The 24473-nt window shown below is 61.3% G+C and carries 28 protein-coding genes; 8 read left to right on the forward strand and 20 right to left on the reverse strand.

What is annotated here, in order from left to right; all coding sequences use genetic code 11:
• Positions 1–165: 165 nt before the first annotated feature.
• Both JAB6_RS09650 and JAB6_RS09655 read right to left on the reverse strand, forming a co-directional pair.
• On the reverse strand, positions 166–1191 hold the full coding sequence (locus tag JAB6_RS09650) for an AraC family transcriptional regulator (protein WP_070302559.1): 1026 nt from the start codon (positions 1189–1191) through the stop codon (positions 166–168).
• A complete protein-coding gene (locus tag JAB6_RS09655) occupies positions 1191–2099 on the reverse strand; it encodes a GGDEF domain-containing protein (protein WP_070302561.1) in 909 nt (302 codons plus the stop codon). The genes JAB6_RS09650 and JAB6_RS09655 overlap by 1 nt, the downstream gene beginning before the upstream one ends.
• Positions 2100–2414: 315 nt before the next feature.
• On the opposite strand from JAB6_RS09655, the gene JAB6_RS09660 reads away from it, so the two are divergent.
• Positions 2415–4943, forward strand: a complete 2529-nt coding sequence (locus JAB6_RS09660; RefSeq protein ID WP_070302563.1) for a TonB-dependent receptor — start codon at positions 2415–2417, stop codon at positions 4941–4943.
• A 17-nt stretch (positions 4944–4960) separates the two neighbouring features.
• A complete protein-coding gene (locus JAB6_RS09665; RefSeq protein WP_083292632.1) occupies positions 4961–6829 on the forward strand; it encodes a phytase in 1869 nt (622 codons plus the stop codon).
• An 82-nt stretch (positions 6830–6911) separates the two neighbouring features.
• Here the strand turns inward: JAB6_RS09665 and JAB6_RS09670 are convergent, their stop codons facing one another.
• From JAB6_RS09670 to JAB6_RS28370, 4 genes are all read right to left on the reverse strand, one after another.
• A complete protein-coding gene (locus tag JAB6_RS09670) occupies positions 6912–7325 on the reverse strand; it encodes a hypothetical protein (protein WP_139143333.1) in 414 nt (137 codons plus the stop codon).
• A gap of 363 nt (positions 7326–7688) precedes the next feature.
• Positions 7689–8843 carry a Shedu immune nuclease family protein gene (locus tag JAB6_RS09675; RefSeq protein ID WP_070302566.1) on the reverse strand — a complete coding sequence of 385 codons (1155 nt, stop codon included), beginning with the start codon at positions 8841–8843 and terminating at the stop codon, positions 7689–7691.
• A gap of 225 nt (positions 8844–9068) precedes the next feature.
• Positions 9069–9338 carry a hypothetical protein gene (locus tag JAB6_RS09680; RefSeq protein ID WP_139143334.1) on the reverse strand — a complete coding sequence of 90 codons (270 nt, stop codon included), beginning with the start codon at positions 9336–9338 and terminating at the stop codon, positions 9069–9071.
• Positions 9339–9398: 60 nt separating this feature from the next.
• On the reverse strand, positions 9399–9599 hold the full coding sequence (locus JAB6_RS28370) for a KTSC domain-containing protein (protein WP_083292633.1): 201 nt from the start codon (positions 9597–9599) through the stop codon (positions 9399–9401).
• 226 nt (positions 9600–9825) lie between these two features.
• On the opposite strand from JAB6_RS28370, the gene JAB6_RS09685 reads away from it, so the two are divergent.
• Together JAB6_RS09685 and JAB6_RS09690 are read left to right on the forward strand one after the other, a co-directional pair.
• Entirely contained in the window at positions 9826–10704 is an 879-nt protein-coding gene (locus tag JAB6_RS09685) for an EamA family transporter (RefSeq protein WP_070302569.1), read from the forward strand.
• A gap of 82 nt (positions 10705–10786) precedes the next feature.
• Positions 10787–11194: a cytochrome c family protein gene (locus tag JAB6_RS09690; RefSeq protein ID WP_083292634.1), complete on the forward strand. Its 408-nt coding sequence runs from the start codon at positions 10787–10789 to the stop codon at positions 11192–11194.
• Between the two features lie 59 nt (positions 11195–11253).
• Here the strand turns inward: JAB6_RS09690 and JAB6_RS09695 are convergent, their stop codons facing one another.
• The 4 genes from JAB6_RS09695 to JAB6_RS09710 all read right to left on the reverse strand — a co-directional run bounded on the left by JAB6_RS09695 (position 11254) and on the right by JAB6_RS09710 (position 13170).
• Positions 11254–11604 (reverse strand): hypothetical protein, encoded by a 351-nt coding sequence (locus tag JAB6_RS09695; protein ID WP_070302571.1) that lies wholly within the window; start codon positions 11602–11604, stop codon positions 11254–11256.
• A gap of 12 nt (positions 11605–11616) precedes the next feature.
• On the reverse strand, positions 11617–11880 hold the full coding sequence (locus JAB6_RS09700; RefSeq protein WP_070302572.1) for a DUF378 domain-containing protein: 264 nt from the start codon (positions 11878–11880) through the stop codon (positions 11617–11619).
• 179 nt (positions 11881–12059) lie between these two features.
• The gene (locus tag JAB6_RS09705) at positions 12060–12590 is read right to left on the reverse strand and encodes a GNAT family N-acetyltransferase (protein WP_070302574.1); all 531 of its coding nucleotides are present in this window, start codon (positions 12588–12590) and stop codon (positions 12060–12062) included.
• 7 nt (positions 12591–12597) lie between these two features.
• Positions 12598–13170, reverse strand: a complete 573-nt coding sequence (locus JAB6_RS09710; RefSeq protein ID WP_070302576.1) for a helix-turn-helix domain-containing protein — start codon at positions 13168–13170, stop codon at positions 12598–12600.
• Between the two features lie 116 nt (positions 13171–13286).
• Here JAB6_RS09710 and JAB6_RS09715 point away from each other — a divergent pair, with 116 nt between their 5' ends.
• Positions 13287–14375, forward strand: a complete 1089-nt coding sequence (locus JAB6_RS09715; RefSeq protein WP_070302578.1) for a flavodoxin family protein — start codon at positions 13287–13289, stop codon at positions 14373–14375.
• 12 nt (positions 14376–14387) lie between these two features.
• Here JAB6_RS09715 and JAB6_RS09720 read toward each other — a convergent pair whose 3' ends face one another.
• Positions 14388–15290 (reverse strand): LysR family transcriptional regulator, encoded by a 903-nt coding sequence (locus JAB6_RS09720; protein WP_070302580.1) that lies wholly within the window; start codon positions 15288–15290, stop codon positions 14388–14390.
• A 107-nt stretch (positions 15291–15397) separates the two neighbouring features.
• Here JAB6_RS09720 and JAB6_RS09725 point away from each other — a divergent pair, with 107 nt between their 5' ends.
• Together JAB6_RS09725 and JAB6_RS09730 are read left to right on the forward strand one after the other, a co-directional pair.
• Entirely contained in the window at positions 15398–16474 is a 1077-nt protein-coding gene (locus tag JAB6_RS09725) for a YeiH family protein (RefSeq protein WP_070302582.1), read from the forward strand.
• Between the two features lie 106 nt (positions 16475–16580).
• Positions 16581–17222: a LysE family translocator gene (locus JAB6_RS09730; RefSeq protein WP_034755914.1), complete on the forward strand. Its 642-nt coding sequence runs from the start codon at positions 16581–16583 to the stop codon at positions 17220–17222.
• On the opposite strand, the gene JAB6_RS09735 is transcribed toward JAB6_RS09730, so the two are convergent.
• Complete coding sequence (locus tag JAB6_RS09735) at positions 17223–17984, reverse strand: alpha/beta fold hydrolase (RefSeq protein ID WP_070302584.1); 762 nt, start codon at positions 17982–17984, stop codon at positions 17223–17225.
• Between the two features lie 86 nt (positions 17985–18070).
• On the opposite strand from JAB6_RS09735, the gene JAB6_RS09740 reads away from it, so the two are divergent.
• Complete coding sequence (locus JAB6_RS09740) at positions 18071–18832, forward strand: helix-turn-helix domain-containing protein (RefSeq protein ID WP_217494617.1); 762 nt, start codon at positions 18071–18073, stop codon at positions 18830–18832.
• Here JAB6_RS09740 and JAB6_RS09745 read toward each other — a convergent pair.
• From JAB6_RS09745 to JAB6_RS09780, 8 genes are all read right to left on the reverse strand, one after another.
• Positions 18829–19476 (reverse strand): CatA-like O-acetyltransferase, encoded by a 648-nt coding sequence (locus JAB6_RS09745; RefSeq protein ID WP_070302792.1) that lies wholly within the window; start codon positions 19474–19476, stop codon positions 18829–18831. The two genes, JAB6_RS09740 and JAB6_RS09745, sit on opposite strands and share 4 nt — an antisense overlap.
• 61 nt (positions 19477–19537) lie before the next feature.
• Complete coding sequence (locus JAB6_RS09750; RefSeq protein WP_070302587.1) at positions 19538–20020, reverse strand: hypothetical protein; 483 nt, start codon at positions 20018–20020, stop codon at positions 19538–19540.
• 54 nt (positions 20021–20074) lie between these two features.
• Complete coding sequence (locus JAB6_RS09755; protein WP_070302588.1) at positions 20075–21283, reverse strand: MFS transporter; 1209 nt, start codon at positions 21281–21283, stop codon at positions 20075–20077.
• Positions 21284–21379: 96 nt separating this feature from the next.
• Positions 21380–21664: a hypothetical protein gene (locus JAB6_RS09760; protein WP_070302590.1), complete on the reverse strand. Its 285-nt coding sequence runs from the start codon at positions 21662–21664 to the stop codon at positions 21380–21382.
• Positions 21665–21795: 131 nt separating this feature from the next.
• Complete coding sequence (locus JAB6_RS09765; protein WP_070302592.1) at positions 21796–22098, reverse strand: pentapeptide MXKDX repeat protein; 303 nt, start codon at positions 22096–22098, stop codon at positions 21796–21798.
• 84 nt (positions 22099–22182) lie between these two features.
• Positions 22183–22953, reverse strand: coding sequence for a molybdopterin-dependent oxidoreductase (locus tag JAB6_RS09770; protein WP_254671532.1), 771 nt, complete (start codon positions 22951–22953; stop codon positions 22183–22185).
• A 10-nt stretch (positions 22954–22963) separates the two neighbouring features.
• Positions 22964–23560: a cytochrome b/b6 domain-containing protein gene (locus JAB6_RS09775; RefSeq protein ID WP_070302595.1), complete on the reverse strand. Its 597-nt coding sequence runs from the start codon at positions 23558–23560 to the stop codon at positions 22964–22966.
• Complete coding sequence (locus JAB6_RS09780; protein WP_070302597.1) at positions 23560–24366, reverse strand: thioredoxin family protein; 807 nt, start codon at positions 24364–24366, stop codon at positions 23560–23562. Before JAB6_RS09780 ends, JAB6_RS09775 begins: the two co-directional genes overlap by 1 nt.
• Between the last annotated feature and the right edge of the window lie 107 nt (positions 24367–24473).

A 24473-nucleotide genomic window follows, 5' to 3' on the forward strand; every position in this document is an offset into this window, starting at 1 on the left:
GCTCCGCCATCGCAATGGCGGTATTGCGGCGTCGCGCGACGCCGTGCCGGAGCGCCTCAAAGCGCATCTGTTCGCTCTCTGATCGAGTGTACTATGGATGTAGCAGAACGGGCAATTGTTCCCTCAGGAACGACTGTCCGTGGCGCTGGCGCGCAACGCCGGCGCTCATCCTGCGACGAACAAGGCCAGCGCATGACGTAACAGTTGCGGCGTTTGCCCGGTCCAGCGCTTGAACGAGCGGCGGAAGTTGGTGGCATCATGAAAGCCGAGGTAGGCGGCCACGGCGTCGTTGTCGTAGCCATGTGCCTGGAACAGATAAATCGCCTTGTGCGCGCGCACCTGGTCCAGCTCGGCCTGAAAATGCGTGCCATGGCGCGCCAGATGGCGCTTCAGGGTGGCGGGACTGACGCCAAACTCCTGCGCCGTGCGCTCCAGGGTTGGCGCGCAGCGGATATTGGCCAGCAGATAATCGTACAGCGCACCGAGCAGGCTCGCTGCCGGTACTGGCGCCAGGGCCGCCGCGCGCAAGGCTAGCGCGGCCGCCGTGGCATTGCCGCGCGGCCAGGGTTTGTCGAGCAAGCTGGAATCGATGAGCATGGCGTCGACCTGGCAATCGAAACGCAGGGACTGCCCCAGGTGCACTTCGTGCTGCTCGACGTGACGGGGCCGCGCGCGGTTGAAGCAGAAGCGCCACGGCAAGGACTCTCCGGCCAGCCAGCGGCACATGGCCGCCAGCGCCGTCATGTGCATTTCCACGAGAAAAGGCAGCTGGCTCGGCGCGCCGAACGCGTCGACCCAGTACAGCACATGCATGTCGCCCGCTTCGCGCAAGCGCGGCTGCAGCAGCGGACACAGCAAGGTATGAAAGTCGCACAGGATGGTCAAGGCCTGGCGCAGGTTCTGCGCCTGCAGCAAGGCATGGCTGGCGGCGCCGTAATGGCCGGGCAGCATTTGCTGGCCCAGCATGAAACTCGTGTCGGCACTGTCCAGTCCGCGCGCCACATTGGCCAGCAATTGCAGGTATTGCGCGGCGCTGACCTGGCTTTCCGCGGACGGCAGCGCGCCGCCATCGAGGCCCGTGCCCTTGAGCAGCGGCACCACGGACAACTCGCGGCTGCGCGCATAGTCGAGCACCAGCGCCGGCTGGTGATGGGCTGCGATGCTGGGGTCGCTTTGCTGGTTCAGCGGCATCAGGCAGGCGCGGCGGTGCCGGCCCGGGGACCGGTGCTCCGGCCCGGCGTTTCCACGGCACGGCTCAGCTCGGCCAGCACCACTTCCGGCACGCCATCGGTGAGCGAGCAGGCATGGCGCAGGCTCAAGCGGATTTCACGGTTGTCGTTGGCGTGGTGGCGCATCTGCCCCACCATGGCGCACAGGTGGCGCGCCTTCACGGCTCCATCCTCGCGCGACACGCCCGGCATCAGCACGGCGAAGCGGTCACCCGCATAGCGGCACAGCAAATCGTCATTGCGCAGGTTCAGCAGCAGCATGTGGCCCACGGCTTGCAGCACGCGGTCGCCTTCGCGGTGGCCGTATTCGCGGTTAATCAGGTGAAAACTATCGATATCGAGCAAGACCAGCGCGCAATCGAGGCCGGGCCGGCGCTCCTGTTCCAGGCGCATCTGCGTGCGCAGGTAGCTGGCGTCGGCCAGCTGCGTGATGCGGTCGAAGGCGCGATGGTCGCGGAACAGGCGCTCGCGCTTTTGCAGGTGCTCGTTCAGGCGGAACTGTTCCTGACGCCAGTAATACATGCCGATCGTTACCAGCAGCATGCCAAACGGAATCAAGCCTTCGAGCCAGTTATCCCACACGGCACTCTTGTCGACGGCGAAGAATTCGTCGAGGCAATCAGCCCAGGAGCCCAGCATGATGGCGCACAGGCCGCCGGCGATCAGGCTCGTCACCAGCCCGCGCGGCCGGCTGCTGAGGGTAAACAAAAACCAGATGCCCGCCATGACGGCCGTGCCGCCTTCGCAGACAATATCCATCCACTTCCAGATGGCAATCGGTTTAGGGTGCCCTAACGTGGCGTACAGGAACAAGAACAGGGGCAAGGCCAGTGCGGCGGCAATCAGGCTGTTACGGTGCAATGGCAGCATGTGGGAAAACCTTTAAAAGTGGTGCTGTCGCCACGATAGCGCCCGCCCATGACGGCACGATGACATGCCCCGCGCCCGTGCGGCAGGTGCAAACGGCTCAGCATTACCATGGCCTCCCATGCAAATCCGGCTAGCCATTGCCCATGCGCCCTGCCGTGGCAGGTCATTTCAGCTCACCACGGTCCATTTCCAGCCGGAAAGAGTTCACGGGCCGTTGTTTTCAGGGTGGCAAGCCCTTGTCTGTCACGCAACCGTCATATTTGCTGCCTAGAATCCGCCCGGTTCCTTCCCCTAACCGAGCTCTTCATGAAAACCATGCACACTTCCTTACCCTCCCCGCTGCGCCTGACGGCCCTGGCCCTCGGCATCATGGCCGTCTTCAGCGGTCAAAGCCATGCGCAAGTGCAAGATGCAGACGGCCAGCCGGCCGCCACCGTGGTCGTCAGCGGCCAGCGCGCCAGCCTGCGCAACGCCATCGCGGCACAAGAGAAAGCCGACAACATCATCAGCGTCATCAGCAGCGACGATATCGGCGGCTTGCCCGATAAAAACGCGGCCGAAGCACTGGCCCGCTTGCCGGGCGTGTCCGTGCAGCGCGACCAGGGCGAAGGCCGCTACATCACGGTGCGCGGCCTGGGTCCGGACTTGAATGCCGTCACCATCAACGGCGCCCTCGTGCCGTCGCCGGAAGCGGGCCGCCGCGCCGTGGCGCTCGACATCCTGCCTGCCGGCCTGATCCGCACCTTGGAAGTCTCGAAGACTTTGCTGCCGGAAATGGACGCCAACTCGCTGGGCGCCACGGTCGAAGTGAAATCGCTGTCCGCCTTCGACTTGCCGGGCAAGCTGCTGTCGGCCAACGTGGGCGCCAGCTACGATGAAAAGACGGGCAAGACCAGCCCCAGCGGCGGCGCCCTGTGGGCCCAGCGCTTCCTCGACGGCAAGTTGGGCGTGGCAGCCGGCCTGAGCGCGGAAAAGCGCTCGTTCGGCTCCGATGACGTGGAAACGGGCGGCGCCTGGAGCAAGGGGAAATTGTCCAGCCTGGAGTTGCGCGACTACCTGCCCGTGCGCAAGCGCGGCGCCCTGGCCGTCAACCTCGACTACCGCCCCGAAGCGGGCAACAGCTGGTTCTTGCGCTCGTTCGTCAGCGAATTTTCCGACAATGAAGTGCGCGACCGCCTGACCATCAGCAATATCGCGGGCGGCAGCCTGGCCGAAGACCAGACGGCCAGCGCGCGCGCCGAGCGCCGCATCCGCCAGCGCAAATACACGCAGCAAGTGCGCTCGCTCGTGCTGGGCACGCAACAGAAATCAGGCGACTGGACCCTGGACGTGAAAGGCGGCATGAGCCGCGCCACGGAAGACACGCCGGAATCCTTGAACGATGGCCGTTTCCGCGGCATCAGCAATTTCGCCGGCATCAGCTTTACGGATACGCAGGAGCCGAAACTGAGCGGCCCCGCCTCGCTGTACGACCCGGCCAGCTACGCACTCAACGCCATCACCCTGCAAAAGCGCTACTCGAAGGACAATGAACACCACGCACGCATCGACCTGGCGCGCAAGTTCGACATCGCCACGCTGAAGTTCGGCGCCAAAGTCAGCCGCCGCGAAAAGACCAATGACACGGATCAATGGGCGTATAACAGCAGCAAGGCCACCAGCGGCAACTATTGGGGCGCCGGTTCCACGTCGATGAGCAATTTCGTGCAGGGCCACAATCTCGACTACGACCTGGGCAACATCGGCGTGGCGCTGGACCCGGCCCTGATACGCGCCCGCGTCGCGGGACTGGACCGCGCCAAGGCGCGCCTTTCCACGGAATCGATCATCAACGACTACCGCATGCATGAAGACATCAACGCCATGTATGTGCAAAACAGCTACGACTTCGACGCCTGGCACATCCTCGGCGGCGTGCGTGCCGAACGTACCAGCTTTGAAGCGGCCGGCTCGCAAGTGGACAGCGCCGGCGTGGCAACGCCCTTGACGCGCGAGCGTTCGTACACCAACTGGCTGCCCAACCTGCAAACCCGTTATGACGTCGATCAAAAGACCAGCGTGCGGGCTGCCTGGACGCAAGCCGTCGTACGCGCCAACTTCAGCCAGCTGGCGCCGGGCATCAGCCTGGCCAGCAACACGGAAGCCGTAATCGGCAACCCGGACCTGAAACCGCTGAAGGCGAACAACCTGGATCTCGGCATCGAGAGGGTGCTGGGCAACGATGGCGTGATGTCGGCCTACGGCTTCTACAAGGACATCAAGAATTTTACGTACACGACGAACCTGGCCGGCACGGGCCAATGGGCGGGCTACACGACGGCCACGTCGTATGCGAATGGCGACGCGGCCAAAGTGAAAGGCATCGAACTGGCCTACATGCAGCCGCTGCGCATGCTGCCAGCGCCATTCAATAAATTCCTCGTCGGCGTGAACGGTACCCTGAGCACCTCAAGCGCGCAAATCGGCCGTTTCGACAAGGCAACGAACAAGCAGCTCAACCGCGACATCCGCCTGCCGGGCCAGTCGAACCAGGTGATGAACTTGATGCTGGGCTATGAAACAGGCCCGGTCAGCGCCCGCCTGGCCCTCAACTACAAGTCGCCGTATCTGCTGGAAATGGGCAACGACATCCTCGACCAAAGCCAGGACCATATCGTCGCCAGCCAGAAGCAGCTTGATTTTTCGCTGTCGTACCAGATCAACAAGCAGTTCCAGGTACTGTTCGAAGCGGCGAACCTGAACAACGAGAAATACTATGTCTACCAGGGCACGAAGCAATACAACGTGCAGAACGAACAATACGGCCGCACTTTCAAAGTGAGCCTGAAAGCCAGCGCCTTCTGATGATGATTTCAACTAACATGAAAAAAAACGTACTCTGCGGCGCCTTGCTGGCCGCCTTCTGCGCCACCGGTGCCGTCTTCGCCGCCCCCGCCAACACTTTGCCTTCCTTCACGCAAGAGGCCGAGGAACTGGCGCGCCTGCCTGGCGGCGGCTGGCTGACCCTGGACAAGCACGGTTTGCGCCTGTTCAACGCCAGCGGCCAGGAGCAGGACCGTATCGCCGTGCGCGCCAAGCAGCTCGACACGCGCAGCGACGGCAATAAAGTGCTGGCCGTCTTCCTGGAAGCGGATACGCAGCGCCCGCTGCCCGTGTCCGCCGATGTGCAGGCCGGCAAGCTCAATCGCCTGGCGCCGTTTCCCGTGCCCACGTTTTCCGTGGAAGCATCGTGCCTCTACCGCGACGCCCAGCAGCTCGATCATCTGTTCTTGATCGGCAAGGATGGCCAAGCGGAACAGTGGGTGATGCAGGGCGAGCAGCGCAGCTTGGTACGTAAACTGGCTTTGCCGCCGCACGCCAAGCATTGCCGCGCCGACGACGGCGCCCGGCGCCTGCTGGTCAGCGAGTCCAACATGGGCGTATGGGCGTATGACGCCGATTCGGAAGGCATGGGCAAGCGCGAAGTCGTGGCCCTGCGCAAGCCGTATGGCCAGCTGGACGGCGGCGCAGGCGCCCTGGCCGTGTTGCCGGGCGGCGTTGCCGTGCTCGATGGCAAGGCGGACAAGCTGCACCTGTATTCCCATCAGGCGGGCAAGTGGACGGCCCAGCTGCCGCAAGCTGTAGCCTTGAACGTGCGCAAGGGCGACAGCCAGCTGGCGCTCGATGGAAATTCCTTGATGTTGCGCGGCAAAAACGGTTGGCAAGCGCGGCCCTTGAAATGGGCTGGCCAAGCGGAAACATCGCCTGCGGTGGCCATCATCGCCCCGCAAGCCCAGACGGAACCGATGGCGCGCCAGGGCGACGCGGCCGATGATCCGGCCATCTGGCTGTCCAGCAACCCTGCCAACGCACGCATCCTGGGCACCAACAAGAAACAAGGGCTGCTCGTCTACGACCTGCAAGGCAAGCAGACGCAGCTGCTGGAAGTGGGCCGCCTGAATAACGTCGATGTGCGGCAAAACATCAGCCTTGGCGGCGGCAAGGTCGACCTGGCCGTCGCCACCCAGCGCGACGACAACAGCATGATGCTGTTCACAATCAATGCCGATGGCGTCGTGGCGGAAGCGGGCCGTTTCCCGACCGGTCTGAAAAGCATCTACGGCATGTGCTTGTACCAGCCAGCCAGCGGCGGCGTGGAAGCGTTCATCAACGATAAAGATGGCACCTTCCAGCAATACAAGGTTGAAATGAGCGGCATGAGCGGCAACAAGTTCAGTGCCACCCTCTTGCGCAGCTTCAAGGTGGCCACCCAACCGGAAGGCTGCGTGGCCGATGATGCCAACGCCAGATTGTTCCTGGGCGAGGAAACGCGCGGCATCTGGACCACCTCGGCCGACGCCGCCAAGCCCGACGCCCTCGCCATGGTCCTGCCCGTGGGCGCACAGTTGACGGCCGACGTGGAAGGCATGGCCATCTACCGCCAGCCTGGCGGCAAGGCTGATTCTGGCTACCTGATCGTCTCCAGCCAGGGCGACAACAGCTACGTCGTGCTCGACGCCAAAGCCCCCTACAAAATGCGCGGTCGCTTCAAGGTAGGCTTCAACCTGCCTGCCGGCATCGACGGCACGTCGGAAACGGATGGCCTGGACGTGACCTCCGCCAACCTGGGCGGCGCATATGCACAAGGCATGCTGGTGATTCAGGACGGCTACAAGCGTCTGCCTGATGGACCGCAGAACTTCAAGTATGTGGCGTGGGGGGATGTGGCGAAGGCGTTAAAGCTGGATTAAGTTAGCAGCAACAGGGGCGGCAGCACCGGGGAAATGCACACCAATGGGGCGCATTTCCATCCCGAAGAGGCCGGCCCCGCCACTATGTGCGCGGCATATCAATATGAAATGGCAGGCGCTTGCCGCACAAGTCCACCATGCCCGTCACAAGCAGGCGCCCTTCCGACAATTCGACAATGTTGACAGCCGATACGTCGCCGTATTCCATCATATAGATACCCGATTCCTCTGCATCGGGGTGCATATCGAGCATTCCGATCGCCAGCGCTCCTTCCTGCCCTTCCGGTATGCGCAAGCCGTGCAGGAAAAAAACCGGCGGATACAGCGCCCACGACCATTCAGCATCATCCGGCTCCGTCAAGCGCATGAACACATCATCGTCGCCATGGATATCAATATTTATCTCCAGCATACCCCTGCCATGCGCTTCCAGACTAATGCTTGATTTCGCTACATCCACTTCAAAATTGGTGTCACCGATACTAAAAACAGTCATGCAATACTACTCCCAAGTTACAGGTAAATTACAGGTAAATATGCGGCGCGACAGGTAGCAAGAACTACAGGGCAGCCCCGTCGGTCGCGAAACCAGAAGGATAAAGCCGTCAATCACGGCTATCGTGCCGACACCTTATTTTTATCCTTTAACCATGTTCGTGCCATCATTGTCAACGCGCGCCGAAATGCGGTCAAACCTCATCGCCTTTAAGAATGCCGGTGAACGCAAGAAAAGGCCGCTTACTCCGAAAAAAAGCCAAAACCTGTAACGTCCGCTTCACGCCCCAAAGCAGCCGTTATACGCGAATGCGTGATCAAGACTAGAAATAGCTGCGTAAGTTCGCTTTTGAATTGATTTATACTATTTATCATATTGCATGACAATGAACTTCGCACGCTCATACAATTCGTCAAAGGTGAAAATTTCGGGGCTGGTAGTGTTCTGCCTGAATAGCTCAAAGGAGCGATATCGTTCTTCGCTTACCCCTTTGTCGGTGCTGAACTCTTGCAAGCTGCCGATGACCATAAATGCTTTTGGTGTGTAGTTGTACGCTACTTCGCCGGTAGGATCGCCATTATCGTCATTCATTGCCAGCTTGTGACGCAGCGTGTCACTCGCCATTGCGACAGTGCCTTGAACTTGCAAAACACCTCCTGCAAGGTCTTCGGATGGTGCCCAGCAACCTCCACGGTAGGCGGTCTTCTGTAACAGGCGTGTCTTATGGGTTTTAATCTCGGCAAAGCACAGGCTAGAGATGGCGCCTCGTGTTCGCAAAAGTGCGTCCACCCGCTTGCCATGATGGGCGACGGTAAATCCTTGGACGTACTGCTCCAGCTTGTTGTCGTCCAGTGAGGATAGATACAGATAGCTCAAGCCGTAACCAAAAATCCAGGGATTTTTCTCAAAATATTTTTGCCAAACCGCCTCGTCTTTGCACCCTTTCTGCTTTTTGACCTCTTCAAAGTAGCAGGGATCTTCCAGCAGGCGCTTGAACGTTTGCAGTTGCCTCTTTCTATAGCCCACGGCAATGACGTCGTCTTTCGTGATTGCTGATCTAATGACCTCAGCAAAAAGCTCTTGGTTGTCCTTGTACAGCGACTCTGCTTGTGTGCTTGAAAGGATCAGACGCCTCAAGGCTTCGTCTGTGATTTTCTTTGGGCCATTCCCATCAAGCGGCATGGCTTGAATATGCTGAAGGAATTCCACGAGCTTGCCAATCTCTTCACCTATGAAGGAGAAGCTGGCATTGTGAGGCTTGTCTGTGGCGACGGTGTAGCCCTGAATACTTAGGACAAACATCTTCCTATCGTCTTCAAAAAACTTCGCAGTAATACAGCTTTTTGCATCTTCCTTATGGCGAATAACAACTTCGTCTTTAACGTGGGCGAAAGCGTAGCTGACAGGACTTTCAATCAGTTTGGTCGCTATTCGTACCATTCGGCTCTTATCATCGAAGTCGGGAAGGCCAGGGCTTATGTAGGTCTTGCCAGGCTCGGGGTCTAGATAGCTGTCCATATCGTCACTTTCAGATTTATTTTTTTTTGCCTCTTGTTGCTCAATCTTAGATTGCTTGAAGTTGTGGCGGTGTGAATGACAATCATTGATTCCGAAAGGCTACTTCTGGCCGAACGCGGCCGAACAGGTGAGGATAGCATCTTGCCTTCGTGCAAAGCTCACGGTTTGTCCACCATGAGGCAGAAGCCGCCCCGAAGCAGTCATAGAACTACCGAAGTAGGCGGATCAATGAAATGAATTCACAGCGTCTTGGATATCGTTGATCAACAAGGCGAGATCGGGCTTATCGCCGTACATGTCGAGTTCGCGAGTGGCAATCAATCCCATGGACAGCGGCCCTGGCACTGGGTCGGAAAGATATCCAGACACAAATACTTCGCACCAACCTAGTTGTCGTAGGATAGATTGCCCAGGCGGCCAGCCTTTCTCTGCCAGAGGCTGAATCTGTTGAATAGCTGATTGAATCTTCCGCAAGAGCATAATTTCATCTTCCATTTTTTCTTGCTCGCGCGAGTGACCGCTTGTGGTTGCCGACTCTTTTAGGTCAAATTCCGATTAGCATTGGTAGCGGTCTTTGATGTGCTCATTGTAGTAAGCCCCCTTGGAGTTGGTACGCATGAACGCAGCATGCACATTCGGAGGTACTCGGCAAAAATCGTAACTATGCCCTTGTTGAAATTGGATACGCATGCAAGCTGTTTTCTCGTCGTAACCAATCGCAACAATGGCGCTAGAATTTACTCGAACCATTTGCATGGTAGCTCCCGAAAGTGTTAAGACTCACAAGGGTAAGGCTGAGCGATTAAGAACAGCTGATTCTGACCACTAGCAAACGATTCTACAACTGTAGTGTATTTTGCAACACGGAATCGAAAAAAGAAACCTCGATGCGCTAGCCATGCCAGCAACTGCCCAGTTAAGTCTCCCCAACTTACCAATCTGCCAGCGACTGCCAGCCTCAGGCATATTAAAATACCGTCCCATGACCTCCCCTGCCTCGACCTCTTCCCTCCCCGACAGCATCTTGCTCCCTTCCCTGGCCGTATTGGGAGGGCAGATTTCCGTCAACCTGGGGGCGGCGATTGCGAAGAATCTGTTTCCTGTCATCGGGGTCGAGGGGATTACGGCGTATCGCGTGGGGTTTTCTGCGCTGATCTTGCTGGCCATCTTCCAGCCGTGGCGCTACCGGTTGACGCGCAAGGATGTGCTGAACTTGCTCGTCTACGGTTCCGTGCTGGGGCTGATGAATTTGCTGATTTACCGGGCGTTTGCGCTGATACCGATTGGCATCGCGGTCGCCATCGAGGTGACGGGGCCGCTGGCCGTGGCCATGCTGTCGTCGCGCCGGCCGCGCGATTTGCTGGCTGTCGCTTGTGCCGTGTTCGGCTTGTATCTGCTGTTGCCCCTGCAAGGCAGTCCGGGCAGCCTGGACCCTGTCGGCGTGGCGTATGCGCTGGGGGCGGCGCTGTGCTGGGCGCTATACATCATCTTCGGCAAGCGCGCCTCGACCTTACAAGGCGGCCAGGCCGTGGCCTGGGGCATGACGGTGGCTGCCATGGTGACGGTGCCCATCGGCGTCGCATACTCGGGTACGGCACTGCTGGCGCCATCGATTGCGCTGATGGGCCTGGCCATTGCCATGCTGTCCAGCGCCCTGCCATATTCGCTGGAAATCTTCGCCCTGCGCCGCTTGCCGCAAGGCGTGTTCGGCATGTTCAGCAGCGCGGCACCGGCCGTCAGCGCGCTGGCCGCCATGGTGGTGCTGGGAGAAATGCTGAGCCTGACGCAGTGGCTGGCCATCGCCTGCATCGTGTTCGCGTCGGCCATGGCGGCGCTCGGCGCACAGGGCGGCAAGCGCTAGCGGTGCTCGACGGACGGGCAGGTTTTGATGCCCGCCTGTAAAATGCGTCATTGCTTGCCATATCGCGCACTCTGTCTCACCGATGACATCGACACTTCTTTTTCGCCTGCTTTCCCATTTCGGTACCGCAGCCGTGCTGCTGGCGCCAATCGCCATCGCGCAGGCTGCCGCTCCGGCCGCCCTCAAGGGCAATGCGGAAGCGGGCAAGGCCGCGTTTCGCAAGTGCGCTTCCTGCCATCAGGTGGGGCCATCGGCACGCGGCGGCTTCGGCCCCAAGCTGACGGGCGTGATAGGCCGCAAAGCCGGTGCCACCACCGACTACAAATACTCGGCGGCGATGAAAAACGCGAATATCGTCTGGACCGAGCAAAACCTGGCCAGCTTCCTCAAGGCACCGAGCGATTTCATTCCGGGAAATAACATGCGCTTCTGGGGCATCGGCAATGCGCAGCAAGTGGCCGACTTGCTGGCCTACCTGCGCACGCAGTAAGCCCATCCCATAACGCATGCACGGACAGGCACACACCGCATCCAGCCCATGACGCCAGATCAAGCTCCCAGCGCCTGCAGCACGCCCTTGCGATTCTTGTGCGCCGCTTCATAGGCTCGCAGCCGCTTGCGCTGGGCGGCGGACAGGCCATCGAGCTTGTCGCGGATCTGCGCCACCGTCAATTGCTGGTAGCCGGCGATGGGCAAGTCGGGCGATGACGCATCCGAGGCAGCGCCGCCGGCTTTTTTCCGCCCCTGCGCTTCCTTCGCTTCACCGGACTGCGCCCTTTGCTTGTTCACGATGCGCGCCGCGACTTCTTCCTCGCGGCCCGGATAGCGTCCTTCCTGCTTGAAATCCCGTTCCAGCTTCTTGAATTCGCGTTCACGCTTGGGGCTTGCACCGACAGGCATGTCCCCTCCCCTCTACGTTTTGGCCGGCAACTTGCGCAGGCACAGGTAAATGGAATACAGCGCCGCCAGTCCCACCAGTACATACACGCCGCGCGAAGCGGCCGTCATGGCGCCGAGGATGCTGGCCACGATATCGATATCGAACAAGCCCACCAGCGCCCAGTTCAAGCCGCCCACGATCAAGAGGATCATCGAGATCCAGTCGACCACGTTCAAGCGCTTTGCCGACATTTCCTGCTTTGCCGCACCGTCCGATCCTGCCTGGATATTCGCCATATCAGCCTCCTGTAAGAAGAAAGGACCCGCCGCCGGGTCTATCAAGGAACAGTGTAGGCACGGCACCGGCATGCGCCAGTCAGACGATGCCGGGCATTCAAGTAGGAAGACTCTGTAATCAGGCGGGTGATTTTATCTGGCAACAAGCCAGACGGCAGCGCGCATCGGGTAACTGCAACTCATTGCCGCAGCTGCTTGTACATGATGGTGGTGGCATCCAGGCGGTTGCCGTCCGGCGCCAGCGCATAGGCGGGGATGCTGCCGGCCACCACGTAGCCGAGCGACAAGTACAGCGCTTGCGCATGGTCACCGCTGCGCGTGTCCAGGGTCAGCAGGCTGCGCGGCAACTGGCGCGCCTGTGCTTCCAGCGCCTGCATCAGCTGACGGGCGATGCCATGCCGGCGGAAAGTGGGCGCGACCAGCAGCTTGCGTACTTCGGCCCGGTGCGCCTGGTTGGGATTGGTGTCCCAGTCCAGCTGCACGGCGCCCGCCACCCGGCCATCGACTTCGGCCACCAGCAACAGGCGCACGCCCCGCGTGACGGCCGGCAACACATTATCCATCCAGAACGCCTGGCTGGCCGCCGTATCAAAGGGCAAGATAAAACCGATGCTGGCGCCGTCGTGCACGCAGTCTTGCAGCAAGGCGCCCAGTTCCGGCAAGCGTTCACGAATATCGGTGGATGAAAAATGACGTAGCGATGCGGACATGGCGACCTCAGACAAGAAAGAGAAAATAGCGGGCGCCGCTGTCTGGCGGCGTCGTGAACGCGCTGGGGCCGTGCAACTGGTAGCGCAGGCAGTCACCGGCCAGCAAATCGTGCGCGCGGCCGTCGACGGTCACGTTCAGCTTGCCTTCCTGCAGCAACAGATGGTGTTCCATGCCGGGCCGGGGCGAGGCGGCATAAGTGATCGTCACGCCCGCATCGAGTTCGCATTCGAGCGCTTCGCCGGCCAGCGCGCGTGACGGGGGCGAAACGGAGCGGCGCCGGAAACCCGTGTCCGGGTCCGTCCATACGCTTTGCTGAGCCCGCCGAAACAGCGGTGGGAAATCGTCCTCCACCATGCGCAGCAGGCGCGACATGGCCAGACCGTATGCGGCGCACAGCTTGCCCAGCACGCTAGTCGTCGGGCTGACTTCGCCATTTTCCAGGCGCGACAGGGTAGCGCGGCTGACCTGGCTGGCAGTGGCCAGCTGGTCCAGCGACCAGCCCTGCTCCACGCGCAACTGTTTCAAACGCGCCGCCAGCCGCTGTTCCGTCTCGTTATCAGTCAATGGTGGATTTTCCATATATGGGAATTTATCCCACAAAAGAGAACTTGGCAAGCAGTTGCTGCACAGTTGTTCAGCGCACAGACCAGCAAGCCCTCCCCAGGCACGATACGCCATCACTTCAAGGAAAAGCCATGGCCTCCACTCCCGCCACTCCCCAGCCACGTCTGGGTCAGGCGCCCGCGCCGCTGGGCAGGGTCGAATTCCATTTGCAGTTCATTCGCTCATATGCCGATCCCGCGTTCGACGCCGTGCGCGGCGCGCTGGTGCAAGTGGAAGAAGTGGCGTGGAAGAATTACCAGGATGGCCGCAAGGCGCCCGTGACACAAAAGGCGGGGCCCGGTTTTCTTGACCCCGATTACGACTTGTCCGTGGAGTGGAAAGCCACGCGCGACCGCCTGCTGGCCGCCGAAGCGCGCCAGAAAGACCCCGGCACGGCGTCGCGCGTGCTGCTGATCTGCGGCGCGGCGCGCAATGACGGTTCTTGCCCCGGTGAAATGTCTAAAACGTGGCGCATGACGCAATGGGCCAGGGAAGTACTGCAGGCCGACAATATCGAAACGGACGTGCTGGACCTGAGCTTGCTGACCTCTTCATATGATTTGCACATTCATCCGTGCAAGGGCTGTGTCTCGACAGCCATGCCACTGTGCCACTGGCCATGCAGTTGCTACCCGAACCATGGCGAACGGCAGACGAATGACTGGATGGCGGAAATTTACGAGCGCTGGACGGCTGCGCACGCCGTCATCATCCTCACGCCCGTGTACTGGTACCAGACGCCCAGCGTGCTGAAACTGATGATAGACCGACTCGTCTGCGCCGATGGCGGCAATCCCGATCCCACGTCCACGCACGGCAAGAAAGCCGTGGAAGCGAAAGCACTCGAACTGCAAGGCTGGAATTACCCGAAACACCTGGCCGGGCGCGCGTATGGCCTCGTCGTGCATGGCGACGTGGCCGGCATCGAAGGCGTGCGGCGGGGCCTGTCCGACTGGCTGGACTGGATGGGTCTGGTTGACGCAGGCGCCAAGGCGCGGTTGGACCGCTACATCGGCTATTACGACAGTTACGCGCAAAGCCACGATACTCTCGACCATGACACCAATCTGCAGGAAGAAGTGCGCAACGTGGCGCGCGCCGTGGCCGTCGCCGTCCAACGGCTGCGCGCAGGCACGCTGACGCCACCGGATGCGGAACTCCAGCCTCCCCGGCCAAAATGACACCCGGCACTACTACCCCGCCATGCGCGAGGCGTGGCGGCACAGCTCCAGGAAACCGGCCAGGCGCGGCGAGAGTATCTTCTTGGATTGCCGGATCAGATAAAAGTTGCGCTCCAATGGCGGCAGCATGGTCTCCAGTTCCACCAGTTGCCCGCTGGCCAGCAGATCGGCCACGACGACGCGCGACAGGCAGGCAATGCCCAGCCCCGCCGCCGCGCCATATTTGATGGCTTCCGAATTGCTGAATTCGCCCGCGGCGCGCAGATAGTGCAGATACGGCACCAAGGCTTGCTCCACGGCTTCGCGCGTGCCCGAGCCCGCTTCGCGCAGCAGCCAGCCTGCCTGGTTCAGTTCCGTAAAACTGAGCAGATGACGCAGCTGTGCCAGCGGATGCGTGGGCGCGGCCACGATCAGCATCTGGTCCGTCAGCCACGGCTCGACCAGCAAGCCCGCTTCGTGGCACGGCCCTTCGATCAGGCCGATATCGACACGGAACTCCGCCACGGCGGCGGCGATGTCGGCCGTGTTGGCAATCGTCACCTGCGGAATGCTGCGCCCGTATTGCTGCGCCGCTTGCGCCAGGATCTGCGGCAGCAGATAGATGCCGATGGTGGTGCTGGCGCCGATCTGCAGGCTGACGGGCACGGACGGATCGGCGCCCGCGAACTGGCGCTCGATGCTGGCGGCCCCGTCGCGCATCTGCCGCGCCTGCGGCAGCAGCAGGCGCCCATTGTCGTTGAGCAGCAACCGCTTGCCCACCCTGTCAAACAATTGCGCGCCCAGCAAGGTTTCCAGCTCATTCAGGGACGCGCTGGTGGCCGATTGCGACAGCGCAATCAGGTCGCCCGCCGCGCTGGTACTGCCCGTGTCCGCCACGGCGAGGAAAATCTGCAACTGCCGCAAGGTCAACGCCATATAATCTACCTATTTTTCAAGTTAAACATACAAAAACAATCCGTTTTACCATTTAATCAGCGAACTGTACAGTCATGCCATACGAATCAAGAACCATGGAGTACGGCATGTCATCCCTCTCAACAACGAACACAAACAATTTCAGCGACCGCTATGGCCGCCTTCTGCCGGGCCTGCTGCTGAGCGGCGCAATCGCTTATGCCGCCATCGCGCTGGGCAAGCTGGAATGGATGCAAAGCCACGGCATGAGCGCGCTGACCCTGGCCATCATGCTGGGCATCGTGCTGGGCAACAGCGTGTACGGCCGCCTGGCGCCCACTTGCAGCGCGGGCGTGGCCTTTTCCAAGCAGACTTTATTACGACTCGGCATCATCCTGTACGGCTTTCGTTTGACCTTCCAGGATATCGGCCAGGTCGGCCTGGCCGGCATCGCCATCGATGCGCTGGTGCTGGCGTCCACGTTTGGCCTGGCCATGTTCCTCGGCACCAAAGTGTTCAAGCTGGAACGCAACAGCGCCATTTTGATCGGCGCGGGCAGCTCGATCTGCGGCGCTGCGGCCGTGATGGCGACGGAACCCGTCGTCAAGGGACGCAGCGAAGATGTGACCGTCGCCGTCTCCACCGTTGTTGTGTTCGGCACCATCGCCATCTTTTTATATCCTTTGTTGTACCAGCTGAATCAAGGCTGGCACCTGCTGGGCGCCACGCCTGCCGCCTTTGGCGTGTACATCGGTTCGACCGTGCATGAAGTGGCGCAAGTGGTGGCGGCCGGCAAGTCGATCGGGCAGGAAGCGGCGAATGCGGCCGTGATCGCCAAGATGGTGCGCGTGATGATGCTGGCGCCGTTTCTCGTCATCCTGTCAGCCGTGCTGGCGCGCGGCAAGGCGAAGGCCGGTGGCAAGGAAAAAGCGGCCAAGCTGGCGATCCCCTGGTTCGCCTTCATCTTCATTGCCGTGGTCGCCTTCAATTCGCTGGGCCTGCTGCCAGCGGGCACCGTGGCCACCATCACCGAACTCGACACGGTCCTGCTGGCCATGGCCATGGCGGCCCTGGGCTTGACGACGCATATGTCGGCCATCCGCCGCGCCGGCATCAAACCCCTGCTGCTGGCCGGCCTGTTGTTCTGCTGGCTGATTGCCGGTGGCGCCGCCATCAACCACGTCGTCGCCAGCCTGTTTGCCTGACCTTGTGCTGGATTCAAGCCGGGGCCGCTGACGCGGGAGCCGAAAACTTCGTACAATACAAGTGTTTTGACTCTCAAACCGGCTTCGGCCCCATCCAGGAACATCCATGCACCTCTCGAACTGGCTGCTTTTCTGCAGCGTCGCCCTGCTCGTCACGTTTTCTCCCGGCCCGGCCGTCTTGCTGGCCATCTCGAATGCCATCGCCGTCGGCCCGCGCCGCGCGATGATCAGCAGCATGGGCAATGGATTTGGCCTGTTCATCATTTCCGGCGTGGCCATGGCCGGCATGGGCGTCGTGCTGGCCACCTCGGCCACGGCCTTCATGCTGCTGAAACTGGCTGGCGCCCTGTACCTCGTGTATCTGGGCATCAAGCAATGGCGCAGCAAGACCAGCGTCGTGGCCGATGCTCCCGTGGTGGCCGGCGCGGCGAATCCAAATTCCTTCTGGAAACTGTTCCGCCAGGGCTTGACGGTCGCGTTGACCAATCCGAAAGCCATCCTGTTCTTTTCGGCACTGTTCCCGCAATTCATCACACCAGGCGAACCGGTGGCGATCCAGTTCACCGTGCTGACGACCTCGTTTGTCGCCTGCGCCATGCTGGCCCACTTGTTTTACGCCAACCTGGCGCGCCTGCTGAAAACCCAGCTGGCCACGCCGGGTCGCGCCAAGCTGTTCAACCGCATCACGGGCGGCGCCTTCGTCTTGCTGGGCCTGAGCCTGCTGCGCCTGCGCAGCAAGGCCGCGTAACTACTGTAGTAAAAACGCCTCGATGCTGGCCGCCAGGGCCAGCGGCGTTTCGTTCATCGGATAGTGTCCCGCATTGCCCAGCACCTCGAGCCGGGCTTGCGGGTACCACGCCAGATACGTGCGGCGCATCAGGGCCGTATCAAAACGGGGGTCGTGCTCCCCCACCAGCGCCAGCAACGGTAGTTCCACGCGCGCCGCCTTGATGTCTTCACTGAAATCCGTCCCGCTCCACGCGAGAAAATAGGCGGCAAACGCCGCTTGGTCCGCACTTTCCCAAGAATATTTCGCCTTCCAGTCCAGCCAGGCGGCTGGCAAGCGTTCGCCCGTGCTGCGGTCGATGATGGCGCGCCGCGCCTGCACATTGCCACTGGCGTCGAGAAACAGTTGCCGCGCCGCCCCATCGAGCGCCATGCCGCAGCTGGGCACGGGAGCCACGGCCACCAGTTTGCGCAGGCGCAAGGGCGCCAGCAAGGCCAACCGTTCCAGCGCCATGCCGCCCATCGAGTGACCGACCACACTGAACGTGGCAAAGCCCAGCGCATCGGCCAGGGCCAGCGCGTCGCGGGCGACCTCGTCCATCGAGTAGCTGCCATGTGCGCCGCGCATGCCGCCATAACCGCGATTGTCCATGAAGACATAGCTGAAAGCGCCACCATCGAGGGCCGCTTCCATCGGCACGAATGCGTGCGCGTCGCCAAACCAGCCGTGCAGGACGATGACGGCGTGGGGGCCATGGCCCACGCGATGATAGGTGTTGTGCATATTCACTCCTGAAAAAGAGTGTGATGGTAAGCGGCCAGCAAGCGGCCCGCCTTCGATGGCAGGTCAAATACTGTAGAGTGCGGGCCATGGATGATTTTTATACGGAAGTGCCGCGCCCCTTGATCGTCACGGCGCGCGACTATGGCGCAGGCGCGATGTTTCCCAGCCACAGCCATGCGCGCGGGCAATTTGCGTATGCGGCGCAGGGCGTCATCAGCGTGCACACGCCGCAAGGCAACTGGCTGGTGCCGCCGCAACGGGCTTGCTGGGTGCCGGCCCAGCTCGTCCACGGCATGCGCATGCATGGCGCCGTGACCATGCACAACGTGTTTATCGACGCAGCCGCCATCGACGGTGCCGGCTTGCCGCCCCACTGCCAGGTGCTGGACACACCGCCGCTGCTGCGCCAGTTGCTGGCCGAGGCCGTGACCATCGACGCCCTGTATGCGGAACAATCGCGGGCCGGACGGCTGATGGCCCTGCTGCTCGATGAGATTGCCGCTGCCAGGCCCCTGCCCCTGAGCGCGCCTTTGCCGCAGGAAGGACGGCTGGCGCGGCTATGCATGAACATGCTCCAGCAACCGAGCCTGGACAGCAATCTCGATGCGATGGCGGCGCAAGCCGGCATGAGCCGACGCACCTTTACGCGGCAATTCCGCGCCCAGACGGGGCTGGCCTTTGCCCAATGGCGTCAGCAAGCGTGCCTGCTGGCAGCCATCACGCGGCTGGCCGAGGGGCAAGCCGTCACCCGAATCGCGCTCGACCTCGGTTATGCCAGCCCCAGCGCCTTCACGGCCGCCTTCCGCCGTGTGCTGGGCCAGGCGCCCAGCGATTATCTGTCGAACTAGGCAATGATGGCGGCGATGCGCTGCGCCAGCGCCTGCGCCAGTTTCTGCACATGGTAGCCGTCGACAAAGCCATGGTGGGCTTGCGCGGAAAACGGCACGCGCATGCGCATGCGGCCATCGTCCTGCGCGGGGCCGAACTTGCCCCAGGTAAAGGTCGGGATGTCGGCGTCGCCGTGGCGGAAGATCGGGTGCTCGATGGCCGCCAGCTCCAGCCATGGCAGGCAGGTGATGAAGATATTGTTGCGCTGCTCGCGCTCGGTTTCTCCCTCACCCGTGTTGATCAGCGCGCAGCTCGCTTCGGCCAGGCGTTTCGCTTCCAGGCTGCGCGCGATGAATAGATCGAGCTGGTCCGTCATCGCGAAGCGCGTGTAGTTGAGGTTCTCGTCGCCGTTGATGACGGTGTAGGAAGCGGGGAAATCGTCGATCCTGATCACTTCGCCCTGGTAGATGCGGTACATGAAATTGTCGATCTCCCTGACCGTATTAAGCAGGCAGAACAGAAAAAAGTGGAATACGGGGATTTTCCGTTCCTTGCACCAGGGCCGGAAATCTGGCACATCGAGCTGGAAGTTGATGTTGACGAGGGGATTATCAAACGCCCGGAACAAGTCATAGCGGTCGCGCCGCTTTTCAAAATTTTTCATGCGGCGAGTGTAGACGATGGGGTGATCGCGGGCAAGCTGTGCTGCCATCGCCCCGGATGATTCAATTGGAGAACGGCAGGCAGACAAAGTATTCGCTGCCGACGTCCTGGAACAAGGTAACTTCTTCAGCGCCTGCCTGCCTGGTGAACGCAAAGCTTGCATACTCACCCGAACGGGTGCCATCGGCATGCGCCACCTCCTGTGCATACCGCATCGCATACACGGCCTTGATGTCGCTCATATTTGGCACGTTCGTGAGCCGCCGGATGCGTCCCTTGTCCAGCGAAACGCCGAGCGTCCAATATGATCCGGCATGGAACTCCGCCAATCCGGCCTGGTCCGAGTAATGCAGCAACAGGACAGGCGCGATGCCGCTGTTGCCGAATACCGGTTTGCTGCCCAAGGCAGCAAGAAGACGGCCGCAGAGCAAGTTATCGCCCTCATGAAAGAACATATTTTTGTAGAACAATTCCTTTTGCGCAAGTATATGCGCGCAGGCCAGTTCAGCAGCCTGGGCATCCCCAATGTTAGCGAGTTGTAGCATGTTTAGCTCTTGAAATGCGTCAAATGATAATTTAAAGGCAATTTTCCATACCCTTCAGTTTGCCAAACCCCGCTGCACCTTCCACGCCAGCGGCAAAGTGAGCAGCAATACGGCCGCCAGCGCCAGCAAGGCCGTGTTCACGCTCGTATGGTCGCCCAGCGCGCCGAACAGCACGGGCGACAGCGCCCCGCCGCCGATGCTGCCCGTGTAGAACAGGGCAAACGCGTGCTCGCGCTTACCGGGCTCGGCCAGTTCCGGCACGGCGCCGTACAGCACGGACGAGGTGCCGTTCAGCGCCAGCCCCAGCAGGGGCAGCATGGCCATGACGCCGGCCAGCGGCAGCCACAAGGCCAGCACGATCAGCAGCGAGGTCATCGATTCCGTCAGCCATACGGTCTTCATCATGCCGATGCGCGCGCCCAGATAGCCGCACAGCAGCTTGCCGAAGGCGCCGCCCACGAACAGCAGAGATAAGGCCACGCCGATGCCGGCCGTGCCCGCACCCTTACTTTTCAGCAGGAATGGCAAAAAGGTGAGAAAACCCATGCGCACGGCGCTGTCCAGGGTGCCCGTGGCCAGCAAGGCGCGGAAACTCGCGGGCGAGCCATTACTCGCGATGGGCTTGCTGACTTTTTTCTGGCTGGCCTGGATGTCGCCGGGCTTGGGCAGCAGCCACCACAGCAAGCCGGCCGCCGCCAGCCCCAGCAAGCCCAGCAGCGAGACGCTGGCTTGCCAGCTGCAGACCAATAACAGCAAGCCCACCAGCGCGGGTATCAAGGTCTTGCCGATATCGCCGGCAAAATTGTAGTGCGACAGCGCTTCCTTCACGCCGCCGCCCGCCTCATGCGTATCGGTGACGATGGACGAGGCCAGCGGATGCTGGGTGCTGGCGCCCAGACCGCCCAGCAGCAAGGCGAACAGCAGCACGGCCAGGCCGCCCGCCTGCCCCGCGACCAGGTAGGCGACGCCGGCCAGCGCCGTGCCGCCCACGAGCAGGCGCTCGCGTCCCCAGCGCCTGGCCATGCGGCTGGCCAGCAACTGGAAACCGGCCATCATGCCCGAGTACGAACCGCGCAACAGCCCTACCATGGCATAGCTGATGGCAAACTGCGCCTGCCAGATGGGCAAGAGCACATAGATCACGTCCGTCAAGCCGTCATGCACGGCATGCGCGCTGCAGGCGGCGAACAGCGAACGGCGGCGCAGGGACTTGTCGGTAGCGGCGGAGGTGGAGGACAGCGCGGTGGCGGACGGGTCGGTCATGAATGACGATACATGCGGGAAATCAGGAGGCGATCAGCTTACACCAATCGGCGTGGATCATCTTGATTTGGCAACGCCAAGCAAGCTTGCGCCGCACTAGCATTGATTGCCTAGCGCCTGGCGCCACGCTTGCTCAAAGTCCGCCTGACAAATTTCCACGCCGGAAAACTCGGCATGGGCATTGATCTCGTCTAGCGGTGGGACTGGCACGCTCCCCAGTTCGACAGCCATCGATGCAGCCGTAACATGGGCGAAACCGACGCCGCCATCGATAAAAAATTCCAGTTTGCGCGTTTCATAACCATTACGGTCAAGCTCGGACATCAGGCGCACCGGATCGGCCTTGTTCTCATGGAACCATGTGACGTCGATATAGCGCATCGGAAAATTCCCGCATTAAGAGAAAGATAATGCAAATATAGCATGCCCCAATAGAACTCTGATGCAACTAGCGTCGCTGTCAGCTTCGGTCGAGGCTGACAGCGGCGCAAGGCAAGCCGCCTTACTTGTCCTTACTTGGCCATCGCATCCTTGGCCATGCCGTCTTTCTTCATTTCATCCTTTTTCATCTCGCCCTTGGCCATGCCGTCTTTCGCCATGGCATCTTTGGCCATGCCATCCTTGGCCATGTGATCCTTCTTCATGTGCTTATTGGCCATCGGCTTCTTCATGCCGTCCTTGTCCATCGCATCCTTGTGCATGGCATCGGCCGAAGCGTCCTTGGCCATGGCATCTTTCTTCATGGCGTCCTGGGCAAACGCAGCGCCCGACATGAGGATGGCGGAAGCGATGATGGCGGTGATGGTGGTTTTCATGATAGGTCCTTGTCTCAGTGTGGGATGGGCGAGATTGCCCGGTGGTAAAGTGACTGCGGTGCTACGGGGTATTGCCAAAAGTGTTCAAGATCCGCCGAACCAGTTGTAGCCCTGATTCTCCCAATACCCTCCCGGGTAGGTATTCGTGACAAAAATGGCCTGGATGTGCTTGGGGTTCTTGTAGCCCAGCTTGGTCGGCATGCGCAGTTTCATCGGATAGCCATATTTCGGCGGCAATTCCTGGCCGTCATACGTCAGGGCCATGATCGTTTGCGGGTGCAGGGCCGTGGCCATGTCGATGCTCGTAAAATAATCGTCGGCGCATTTGAAGCCGATGTATTTGGCCGTCGTGTCGGCGCCCACCCGCTTGAGGAAGTGAGAAAACGGCACGCCGCCCCACTTGCCGATGGCGCTCCAGCCTTCCACGCAGATGTGGCGCGTCACCTGCGTTTCCTGCGGCAAGGCGCGCAGCTGCGGCAGGGTCCACGCTTTCTTGTCGGCGATCAGGCCGCTCAATTCCAGGCGCCAGGCGTCGCCATCGATCTCTTCCACTTCATCCTCGCCGTAATACGCGTTGAAGGGAAACGGCCGCGTGATCATGGAATCGGGATACGTGGGCGCCAGCTTGCTCGGGTCGAACAGCCAGCCTTGCACCTTGTCATTGAAGCGCGACACCGCCGTCAAGGCTGTCTCGATGCTGGCCGGGTCGCTGGCGCTGCACCCCGTCAGCAAGGACAGGCCGCCCAGGGTCAAGCTGCGCTGCAGGAAAAGGCGGCGCGACGGCTGCTTGATCTGGCGCAAGGCGTCGGCCAGCATGGCCTGGCCCTGCTCTTGCACGATGATGGTTTTTTTCATGCTCATCTCCTTAGCGGCCGCGCAGCATGGCGACCAGGGTGCGCGGCACCAGCGCCACCATCAGCAGGTGCACGCCGACAAAACCGACCAGCAGCGCCATGGCGATGAAGTGGACCCTGCGCGCGCTCTCGTAGCCGCCCATCAGCTCGCGCAGCAGGGGAAATTGCACGGATTTCCACAGCACCAGGCCGGACAGCACCAGCACGATGCAGTCGAGCATGACGAACAGGTAGGCGGCGCGCTGCACCATGTTGTAGTGGCGCAGGTCCGCATGGGCCAGCTTGCCCTTCAGCGCGGCGATGAAATCGGCCAACAGCAAGCGCGGCGACAGGGGAAAGAACTGGCGCCGCAGCCGCCCCGAGACGATATTGATAATCAGATACAGCAAGCCATTGGCCACCAGCAGCCACATGGCGGCGAAATGCCACTGCAGCGCGCCGCCGAGCCAGCCGCCCAGGGTCAGGACGCGCGGCAGTTCGAACGGGAAGAATGGCGCCGCGTTATAGATGCGCCAGCCGCTGGTGGCCAGCACCACGATGGCCACGGCATTGAGCCAGTGCGTGATGCGCAGCCAGGCTGGGTGGATCACGCTTGCTTGTCCGTTCATCACATCGCTCCCTTCGCGCAGGATGCCGTGCTGACGGCTTGCAGGATGGCGCTGCTGTCGCTGCCCTGCACGAAGGCCACCACTTGCAGCTGCTCCGGGCGCCAGCTGGCAGGCAGCTTGACTTCACGGCGCAGCTGGGCACGGCCTTGCGACATCGCAACTGGCCCCAGCCACAGGCGCACGGCCGCATCGTGATGCAGGGTGACGCCGCGATTTTCGCCGCGCAGCACTTTGGACACGATGGCGCTTTCGCTGATGGCCACGTACAGTTGGCCGCTCGTCTGCGCGTCCGGCGCGCTGGCATTGGCTTCAAGCACCAGTTTCCCACCGGGCCCCGGCGTGGCGGACAGGCCGATGTTGACGGGCGCGGCGGTGGCGTTGATGCGGCGGATGGCGGCCGGCAGTTGCGTATCCCAGCTGCGCAATTCCGTGCCGCCCACAAAAAACTGCGGCGTGTAGGCCACGTGGCGCGGCTGGTGGCGCAGCAATTCGGCCTGGCGCGCATCAAATTGCGCCTGCGCCAGCGGGTCCGTCCAGCCGATCTGGTCCCAGTAGGTGACGTGCAAGGCCAGCGGCACGATCAGGCTGGCCGCTCCCGCTTCCTTGCGCAAGGCGCTCAGGCGCTGGTCGGCGGGCGGGCAGCTGGAGCAGCCTTCGCTGCTGTAGAGCTCCACCAGCGCCGCCGTCTGCGGCCCGCTTTGCACGGCGCAGCGCTGGCCCGCCGCCATTTGCGCCATGGCCGGGGCCACCACAGCCATGCTCAGTACGGGTAAAAGCAGTGTTGCAAGGCGGTGCTTGATGTCCATGGTCGTTACCCGGTATATTGAAATAAGAAGCGTGAATTAAGAAGCGTGCTTGCCTGTCAATTCGCCGCATGCCGCGGATTGGTTACAGCCACCCTCCATTATTTTTT

Source organism: Janthinobacterium sp. HH104 (assembly GCF_001758715.1).
Lineage (GTDB): Bacteria > Pseudomonadota > Gammaproteobacteria > Burkholderiales > Burkholderiaceae_D > Janthinobacterium > Janthinobacterium aestuarii.

Excerpts from the sequence above, each read along its gene's own strand:
- JAB6_RS09705 (WP_070302574.1), bottom strand. The coding sequence starts at position 12,590 with ATGTCCGCATCGCTACGTCATTTTTCATCCACCGATATTCGTGAACGC.
- JAB6_RS09755 (WP_070302588.1), bottom strand. The coding sequence starts at position 21,283 with ATGACCGACCCGTCCGCCACCGCGCTGTCCTCCACCTCCGCCGCTACC.
- JAB6_RS09760 (WP_070302590.1), bottom strand. The coding sequence starts at position 21,664 with ATGCGCTATATCGACGTCACATGGTTCCATGAGAACAAGGCCGATCCG.
- JAB6_RS09665 (WP_083292632.1), top strand. The coding sequence starts at position 4,961 with ATGAAAAAAAACGTACTCTGCGGCGCCTTGCTGGCCGCCTTCTGCGCC.
- JAB6_RS28370 (WP_083292633.1), bottom strand. The coding sequence starts at position 9,599 with ATGCAAATGGTTCGAGTAAATTCTAGCGCCATTGTTGCGATTGGTTAC.
- JAB6_RS09720 (WP_070302580.1), bottom strand. The coding sequence starts at position 15,290 with ATGGCGTTGACCTTGCGGCAGTTGCAGATTTTCCTCGCCGTGGCGGAC.
- JAB6_RS09765 (WP_070302592.1), bottom strand. The coding sequence starts at position 22,098 with ATGAAAACCACCATCACCGCCATCATCGCTTCCGCCATCCTCATGTCG.
- JAB6_RS09725 (WP_070302582.1), top strand. The coding sequence starts at position 15,398 with ATGTCATCCCTCTCAACAACGAACACAAACAATTTCAGCGACCGCTAT.
- JAB6_RS09655 (WP_070302561.1), bottom strand. The coding sequence starts at position 2,099 with ATGCTGCCATTGCACCGTAACAGCCTGATTGCCGCCGCACTGGCCTTG.
- JAB6_RS09675 (WP_070302566.1), bottom strand. The coding sequence starts at position 8,843 with ATGGACAGCTATCTAGACCCCGAGCCTGGCAAGACCTACATAAGCCCT.
- JAB6_RS09670 (WP_139143333.1), bottom strand. The coding sequence starts at position 7,325 with ATGACTGTTTTTAGTATCGGTGACACCAATTTTGAAGTGGATGTAGCG.
- JAB6_RS09680 (WP_139143334.1), bottom strand. The coding sequence starts at position 9,338 with ATGGAAGATGAAATTATGCTCTTGCGGAAGATTCAATCAGCTATTCAA.
- JAB6_RS09750 (WP_070302587.1), bottom strand. The coding sequence starts at position 20,020 with ATGCTACAACTCGCTAACATTGGGGATGCCCAGGCTGCTGAACTGGCC.
- JAB6_RS09745 (WP_070302792.1), bottom strand. The coding sequence starts at position 19,476 with ATGAAAAATTTTGAAAAGCGGCGCGACCGCTATGACTTGTTCCGGGCG.
- JAB6_RS09660 (WP_070302563.1), top strand. The coding sequence starts at position 2,415 with ATGCACACTTCCTTACCCTCCCCGCTGCGCCTGACGGCCCTGGCCCTC.
- JAB6_RS09775 (WP_070302595.1), bottom strand. The coding sequence starts at position 23,560 with ATGAACGGACAAGCAAGCGTGATCCACCCAGCCTGGCTGCGCATCACG.
- JAB6_RS09770 (WP_254671532.1), bottom strand. The coding sequence starts at position 22,953 with ATGAAAAAAACCATCATCGTGCAAGAGCAGGGCCAGGCCATGCTGGCC.
- JAB6_RS09695 (WP_070302571.1), bottom strand. The coding sequence starts at position 11,604 with ATGCCTGTCGGTGCAAGCCCCAAGCGTGAACGCGAATTCAAGAAGCTG.
- JAB6_RS09730 (WP_034755914.1), top strand. The coding sequence starts at position 16,581 with ATGCACCTCTCGAACTGGCTGCTTTTCTGCAGCGTCGCCCTGCTCGTC.
- JAB6_RS09715 (WP_070302578.1), top strand. The coding sequence starts at position 13,287 with ATGGCCTCCACTCCCGCCACTCCCCAGCCACGTCTGGGTCAGGCGCCC.
- JAB6_RS09685 (WP_070302569.1), top strand. The coding sequence starts at position 9,826 with ATGACCTCCCCTGCCTCGACCTCTTCCCTCCCCGACAGCATCTTGCTC.
- JAB6_RS09780 (WP_070302597.1), bottom strand. The coding sequence starts at position 24,366 with ATGGACATCAAGCACCGCCTTGCAACACTGCTTTTACCCGTACTGAGC.
- JAB6_RS09690 (WP_083292634.1), top strand. The coding sequence starts at position 10,787 with ATGACATCGACACTTCTTTTTCGCCTGCTTTCCCATTTCGGTACCGCA.
- JAB6_RS09740 (WP_217494617.1), top strand. The coding sequence starts at position 18,071 with ATGGATGATTTTTATACGGAAGTGCCGCGCCCCTTGATCGTCACGGCG.
- JAB6_RS09650 (WP_070302559.1), bottom strand. The coding sequence starts at position 1,191 with ATGCCGCTGAACCAGCAAAGCGACCCCAGCATCGCAGCCCATCACCAG.
- JAB6_RS09710 (WP_070302576.1), bottom strand. The coding sequence starts at position 13,170 with ATGGAAAATCCACCATTGACTGATAACGAGACGGAACAGCGGCTGGCG.
- JAB6_RS09735 (WP_070302584.1), bottom strand. The coding sequence starts at position 17,984 with ATGCACAACACCTATCATCGCGTGGGCCATGGCCCCCACGCCGTCATC.
- JAB6_RS09700 (WP_070302572.1), bottom strand. The coding sequence starts at position 11,880 with ATGGCGAATATCCAGGCAGGATCGGACGGTGCGGCAAAGCAGGAAATG.